The sequence below is a fragment of the Pseudomonas sp. NPDC089534 genome (assembly GCF_044749305.1).
Taxonomy (GTDB): Bacteria; Pseudomonadota; Gammaproteobacteria; order Pseudomonadales; family Pseudomonadaceae; genus Aquipseudomonas; species Aquipseudomonas ekonensis.
Genome location: NZ_JBIVHR010000161.1, coordinates 1 through 6,640, shown reverse-complemented (window position 1 = coordinate 6,640; position 6,640 = coordinate 1). Strand labels below are relative to the sequence as shown.

The 6,640-nt window shown below is 61.8% G+C and carries 5 protein-coding genes and 1 pseudogene; 5 read left to right on the top strand and 1 reads right to left on the bottom strand.

The annotated features are described in order from the left end of the window. Positions 1-1,478, top strand: a pseudogene (locus ACIP0B_RS27550) (hypothetical protein); the annotation flags it as partial. 357 nt (positions 1,479-1,835) lie between these two features. Here ACIP0B_RS27550 and ACIP0B_RS27545 read toward each other — a convergent pair. After that, positions 1,836-2,141: a DUF2288 domain-containing protein gene (locus ACIP0B_RS27545; protein WP_400838184.1), complete on the bottom strand. Its 306-nt coding sequence runs from the start codon at positions 2,139-2,141 to the stop codon at positions 1,836-1,838. Between the two features lie 351 nt (positions 2,142-2,492). Between ACIP0B_RS27545 and ACIP0B_RS27540 the strand changes: the two genes are divergently transcribed. The 4 genes from ACIP0B_RS27540 to livG all read left to right on the top strand — a co-directional run. After that, positions 2,493-3,620: a branched-chain amino acid ABC transporter substrate-binding protein gene (locus ACIP0B_RS27540; RefSeq protein ID WP_217834657.1), complete on the top strand. Its 1,128-nt coding sequence runs from the start codon at positions 2,493-2,495 to the stop codon at positions 3,618-3,620. A gap of 228 nt (positions 3,621-3,848) precedes the next feature. Next, the gene (livH, locus tag ACIP0B_RS27535) at positions 3,849-4,772 is read left to right on the top strand and encodes a high-affinity branched-chain amino acid ABC transporter permease LivH (protein ID WP_085581658.1); all 924 of its coding nucleotides are present in this window, start codon (positions 3,849-3,851) and stop codon (positions 4,770-4,772) included. Continuing rightward, entirely contained in the window at positions 4,769-6,022 is a 1,254-nt protein-coding gene (locus tag ACIP0B_RS27530; RefSeq protein ID WP_217893344.1) for a high-affinity branched-chain amino acid ABC transporter permease LivM, read from the top strand. Before livH ends, ACIP0B_RS27530 begins: the two co-directional genes overlap by 4 nt. Further along, the coding region (gene livG / locus ACIP0B_RS27525; RefSeq protein WP_400838179.1) for a high-affinity branched-chain amino acid ABC transporter ATP-binding protein LivG at positions 6,019-6,640 on the top strand (622 nt) is incomplete at its 3' end. The genes ACIP0B_RS27530 and livG, both read left to right, overlap by 4 nt.

Here is a 6,640-nt window from a genome sequence, read left to right as displayed (position 1 = left end):
GGCGGCCTCCCGGCCAACCAGTCGCGCCTGTACGTCTCGATCTTCAGCGCCGGCGGCGGCACCGGTTCGGGCATGGCCTCGGAGTTCGGCCTGGCCAGCAGCACTCGTACATGAACAAGACGTTCGACACCAAGCCGATGGACGAGCACGACGGCAAGAGCGGCCATTCGTTCGTGTTCGAACCGATCTTCACCAGCGGCATCTGCGTGCTGCCGAACATCTCCGACCACCGCAGCGAAATGTCCGAAGCGTTGCACATCAACGCCGGTCGCCTGCTGTGCAAATACCTGTCGGAAGAATGGGATTTCTCGTACAACTTCGCCAACGAAGACAGCAGCGAAGCCAGCGTCATGGGCCGCATCCGCCCGTGGAACGCCATGATGCTGATCTCCAACGACATCATGCGTTACGCCGAAGAGAACGATGACGGCAACATCCAGAACATTGACGTCAATGCGATGGAGAAGCACGCCAACCAGTACATCTCGCAGCAGATCTTCAACATCCTGACGGCGCAGGCGGTGACCACCGACTACGACCAGAACTACTTCCGCCGCGCCGGGATCGACATCGGCGAGACCATCCGCCTGGACGCCAACGACCTGTTCATGAGCCTGGCGGGCCCTGTGGCCATCGCCTACGCCGAGTCCGTGGTGCCGGAGACCCCGCCGCCGAGCAGCGACAAGTTCAAGGTGTTCGACAAGGAGCCGCAGCGCCTGAACATCGACGACCTGTTCTTCCGCTCCATCGACCTGCCGCACTTCAACAAGGTCACCCAGGCCATCGAAGGCATCAGCCTGCTGCCGATCGAATCCAAGCGCTACCGCGCCTCGCTGGAGCAGTACAAGAACTCCGGCTACGACGCGGCGGCCCTGCACGACCTGCACTTCTTCAAGAACTGCTCGTCGGTGGTCTCGATCGTCTCGCTGCCCAAGGACTACAAGCTGTCGTACATGGACCTGAACCGGTTGAAGACCCACCTCAACAGCCTGTTCCCCAACACCACGCTCAAGCGCTACGCGCTGGTGATCGGCGCCTCGGCCAACCTGTCGCTGACCACCCTGATCGCCAAGAGCCCGTGCCTGTCGGACGACTTCCTGACCCTGATCGTGGCGTTCATCAAGCGTTGCTTCGCGAAGAACCCGTACCGCTTCGACGAGACCCTGGACAACTCGATCCTGGACTTCATCATCCACGAGGACTTCGACGAAGACCGCATCGACGACCTGCTCAACGAATTCGAGAACCCGGCGAAGATCCTCGACACCAACTGGTACGCGATCAAGCCGATGTACGAGAAGAAGTACCGCGAGCTGATCAACGACAAAGAGAAGTTCGTCTCGATCAACGACATCCGCCTGTCCCGCGATTGCGTGAAGAAGGCCATCAAGTACCTGCGCGAGATCTACCGTCACCGGATCGGCAAGACCAAGGTCATCTCGCTCAACAGCCACACCGGGCGCACCTACACGGCCTGATCCCGGGCCGGGCCGCTCCCGCAGGACTCACCGCAGTCCTGTGGGAAGCTCCTGCAATCCTCTGTGGGAGCCAGCCTGCTGGCGATGGCGGTGGATCAGGCACCGGTGATGCCGGATGTGCCGACCTCATCGCTTGCAGGCAAGCTCCTACCGTTTTTGCGGGGAGCGTAAAACCAACTTCTCAACATCCAGAAACAATTGAGCAGCCCTCAGGCTGCCCGATGAACTGTTCCCGTTACGTTTACGTCACCGTGATGCCACCTCCGCCTGTGGCATTTCTCTACGGCAACGTGCCATCACGCTACTCGGCTACACACTTTTCGCCGACGGCATCACGCACACATTCGGTGCACGCTGTCAGTCCGTCGCCCTTTCCTGGATCAGAATCCACGGCCGCACCACCACCGCCCACATCTCGGGGTCGCGCCCGAAAATGTCCAGCGCCCGCGTTTCAGAGAGCTTGGCGACCTTCTCGGCGGTCAACCAGGCGGCCACTTTCTCGCCCTCGTCCGACGCCACGGCCTCGGCGACCGCGATCAGATCCAGCCCGGGATCGACCCACAATAGGGCACCCTGGGCATAGAAGCGCTCCAGCTCCTTCCAGCGGATGGATGCGGTTTCACCAAGCAGCTTGGCATAGAGGGTGCTAGGTTCTTGATTCATGGGACTGTCCGGAAAAGAAATCGGCGCGAATGATAACGTCGGTGGTCTGGCAGAAAAACCCGGTTGCAATCGGCTGTACCGAACGAAAAGAGCAGGAACGCCAAGGAATGCTGATGATTGGGGCATAAGCCCCCTGAACGTCCCGCCGCAATTCTGTCTTTTTCTTTCATCAAAGCGACACCCTCAGGATTTGCCCCCTGGCGCCAGCTTCCCAGGCCAACAACCGGCGCTCTACACTGTACCGGTACAGTTGCCGGGGGCATTTCCGGAAGGTATCGCAAAGATATCGGACCCGGTTCTGCTGCTACGGCGCCAGGACTCTAAAAAATACAACAGCAAGAGTGGAGCACTATGACTAAGGCTACTAAGCAGATTTCCAAACTGTTTGCCGCTATGGTTCTGGCCGGGGTTGCCAGCCATTCGTTCGCCGCCGACACCATCAAGATCGGTATCGCAGGTCCCAAGACCGGCCCGGTGACCCAGTACGGCGACATGCAGTTCGTCGGCGCCAAGCAAGCCATCAAGGACATCAACGCCAAGGGCGGCGTCGACGGCAAGATGCTCGAAGCCAAGGAATACGACGACGCCTGCGACCCTAAACAAGCCGTAGCCGTAGCCAACAAAGTGGTCAACGACGGCGTCAAGTTCGTGGTCGGCCACCTGTGCTCCAGCTCCACTCAGCCGGCTTCGGACATCTACGAAGACGAAGGCGTGATCATGATCACCCCGGCGGCCACCAGCCCCGACATCACCACCCGCGGCTACAAGCTGGTGTTCCGCACCATCGGCCTGGACAGCGCCCAGGGCCCTGCGGCCGGCAACTACATCGCCGACCACGTGAAGCCGAAGGTCGTCGCGGTCCTGCACGACAAGCAGCAGTACGGTGAAGGCATCGCCACCGCCGTCAAGAAGACCCTCGAAGGCAAAGGCGTGAAAGTGGCCGTGTTCGAAGGCCTGAACGCCGGCGACAAGGACTTCTCCTCGATCATCCAGAAACTCAAGCAAGCCAACGTCGACTTCGTCTACTACGGCGGCTACCACCCTGAGCTGGGCCTGATCCTGCGCCAGTCCAAGGAAAAAGGCCTGAACGCCAAGTTCATGGGGCCGGAAGGCGTCGGCAACGACTCCATCTCGCAGATCGCCCAGGACGCCTCCGAAGGCCTGCTGGTGACCCTGCCGAAGTCCTTCGACGCCGACCCTGCGAACAAGGCCATCGTCGACGCCATCAAGGCTGACGGCAAGGATCCGAGCGGTCCGTTCGTGTTCCCGGCCTACTCCGCCGTCGAGCTGATCGCCGAAGGCATCAAGGCCGCCAAGTCCGAAGACACCGCCAAGGTGGCCGAAGCCATCCACGCCGGCACCTTCAAGACCCCGACCGGCGACCTGTCCTACGACGCCAAGGGCGACCTGAAGGACTTCAAGTTCGTGGTCTACCAGTGGCACTTCGGCAAGCCGAAAACCGAAGTCTCCCCTCAGTAAGCCTGGCATTTCCGGTCAGCAAGCCCACTGTGCGAGCAGTGGGCTTTGTTTTACGAGGTTTATGGGCCAGTCGCCCGCGATCCGGGCGCTGGTTCACCTGAAAATCTTAAAACCGTCACCAGCGGTTCGCTGGCAAACGCTCCGTGCAAATGTGGCCACAGAACACAGCACAGGGCCGGAACATGACTCCACCAGTGAAATGCGTATCGGGTTTTTAGGAGCGCTGTAATGCCTGAGATCTATCATTTTTTCCAACAGCTGGTTAATGGACTGACCATTGGCAGCACGTATGCGTTGATAGCCATTGGCTACACAATGGTTTACGGCATCATTGGAATGATTAACTTCGCCCATGGCGAGGTCTACATGATTGGTTCCTACGTGGCCTTCATCGCCCTTGCCGGGCTGGCCATGATGGGCATCCACTCACTGCCGCTGCTCATGACCGCCGCGTTCATCGCGTCGATCGTCGTCACCAGTGCCTACGGCTACAGCATCGAACGCGTCGCCTACCGCCCCCTGCGCGGCAGCAACCGTCTGATCCCGCTGATCTCCGCCATCGGCATGTCGATTTTCCTGCAGAACACCGTGCTGCTGTCCCAGGACTCCAAGGACAAATCCATCCCCAACCTGATTCCGGGGAGCTTCTCCTTCGGCCCGGGCGGCGCCGAGGAAGTCCTGATTTCCTACATGCAGATCCTGGTCTTCGTCGTGACGCTGATCGCGATGCTGGGCCTGACCACGTTCATCTCCCGTTCCCGCCTGGGCCGCGCCTGCCGCGCCTGCGCCGAGGACATCAAGATGGCCAACCTGCTGGGCATCAACACCAACAACATCATCGCCCTGACCTTCGTCATCGGTGCCGCGCTGGCCGCGGTCGCCGCCGTGCTGCTGAGCATGCAGTACGGCGTGATCAACCCCAACGCCGGCTTCCTGGTGGGCCTGAAGGCCTTCACCGCGGCGGTATTGGGCGGCATCGGCAGTATTCCGGGCGCGATGCTCGGCGGGCTGGTGCTGGGTGTGGCCGAAGCGTTCGGCGCCGACATCTTCGGCGACCAATACAAGGACGTGGTGGCGTTCGGTCTTCTGGTCCTGGTTCTGTTGTTCCGGCCGACCGGCATCCTGGGCCGTCCGGAGGTTGAGAAAGTATGAGCAAACATCTTAAACAAGCGCTGTTCAGCGCCCTGCTGGTCTGGGCCGTGGCCTTCCCTGTCCTCGGCCTCAAGCTGAGCATCGTCGGCATCAACCTCGAAGTGCACGGCACCGGCCCGCTGACGCTCACCGTCATCGCCCTGTGCTCGGTGCTGATGTTCCTGCGGGTGCTGTTCAGCGAACAGTTCAGTGCGCTGATGCGCACCGACCGCGGCCCGCTGGTCTCGCCCAAGGTCAGTCAGTTCCTGACCCTGCCGCGCACCCAGCGCTGGATCATCATCGGCCTGATCGTGGTCGCGCTGATCTGGCCGTTCTTCGGCTCGCGCGGTGCGGTGGACATCGCCACCCTGATCCTGATCTACGTGCTGCTGGGCCTGGGCCTGAACATCGTGGTGGGCCTGGCCGGCCTGCTCGACCTGGGCTACGTGGGCTTCTACGCCGTGGGCGCCTACAGCTACGCGCTGCTGTCGCACTACTTCGGCTGGAGCTTCTGGCTGTGCCTGCCGATCGCCGGCCTGATGGCGGCCTCCTTCGGCTTCCTGCTGGGCTTCCCGGTGCTGCGCCTGCGCGGTGACTACCTGGCCATCGTGACCCTGGGCTTCGGTGAGATCATCCGCCTGTTCCTGCGTAACCTCACCGACCTCACGGGCGGCCCGAACGGCATCAGCAACATTCCCAAGCCGACCTTCTTCGGCCTGAGCTTCGAACGCTCGGCCAGCGAAGGCATGCAGACGTTCCACGAGTTCTTCGGGCTGACCTACAACCCGGTGAGCAAAGTGGTGTTCCTGTACCTGGTGGCCCTGCTGCTGGCCCTGGGCGCGCTGTTCATCATCAACCGCCTGCTGCGCATGCCGATCGGCCGCGCCTGGGAAGCGCTGCGCGAAGACGAGATCGCCTGCCGCGCGCTGGGCCTGAACCCGACCGTGATCAAGCTCTCGGCCTTCACCCTGGGCGCCAGCTTCGCCGGTTTCGCCGGCAGCTTCTTCGCTGCGCGCCAAGGCCTGGTGACCCCGGAGTCGTTCACCTTCATCGAGTCGGCGATCATCCTCGCCATCGTGGTGCTGGGCGGCATGGGCTCGCAGCTGGGCGTGATCCTGGCCGCCGTGGTGATGATCCTGCTGCCGGAAATGATGCGTGAGTTCAGCGAGTACCGGATGCTGATGTTCGGTGCCCTGATGGTGTTGATGATGATCTGGCGTCCACAAGGTCTGCTGCCGATGCAACGCCCACACATGGAGTTGCGCAAATGAGCCGCGAGATCCTGAAAGTCGAAAACCTGAGCATGCGCTTCGGCGGCCTGCTGGCGGTCAATGGCGTGGCCCTGACCGTGAAGGAGAAACAAGTGGTGGCGCTGATCGGGCCCAACGGCGCGGGCAAGACCACCGTGTTCAACTGCCTGACCGGCTTCTACCAGCCCACCGGCGGCAGCATCCTGCTGGACGGCGAGCCGATCCAGGGCCTGCCGGGCCACAAGATCGCGCTCAAGGGCGTGGTGCGCACCTTCCAGAACGTGCGCCTGTTCAAGGAAATGACGGCGCTGGAGAACCTGCTGATCGCCCAGCACCGCCACCTGAACACCAACTTCCTGTCCGGGCTGTTCAAGACCCCGTCGTTCCGCAAGAGCGAGCAGGAAGCCATGGAGTACGCCGGCTACTGGCTGGACAAGGTCAACCTCAAGGAGTTCGCCAACCGTCCCGCCGGCACCCTGGCCTACGGTCAGCAGCGCCGCCTGGAGATCGCCCGCTGCATGATGACCCGTCCGCGGATCCTCATGCTCGACGAACCGGCCGCCGGCCTGAACCCCAAGGAAACCGAAGACCTCAAGGCGCTGATCAGCGTGCTGCGCGAGGAGCACAACGTCACCGTGC

Excerpts from the sequence above, each read along its gene's own strand:
- ACIP0B_RS27545 (WP_400838184.1), bottom strand. The coding sequence starts at position 2,141 with ATGAATCAAGAACCTAGCACCCTCTATGCCAAGCTGCTTGGTGAAACC.
- ACIP0B_RS27540 (WP_217834657.1), top strand. The coding sequence starts at position 2,493 with ATGACTAAGGCTACTAAGCAGATTTCCAAACTGTTTGCCGCTATGGTT.
- livH (WP_085581658.1), top strand. The coding sequence starts at position 3,849 with ATGCCTGAGATCTATCATTTTTTCCAACAGCTGGTTAATGGACTGACC.
- ACIP0B_RS27530 (WP_217893344.1), top strand. The coding sequence starts at position 4,769 with ATGAGCAAACATCTTAAACAAGCGCTGTTCAGCGCCCTGCTGGTCTGG.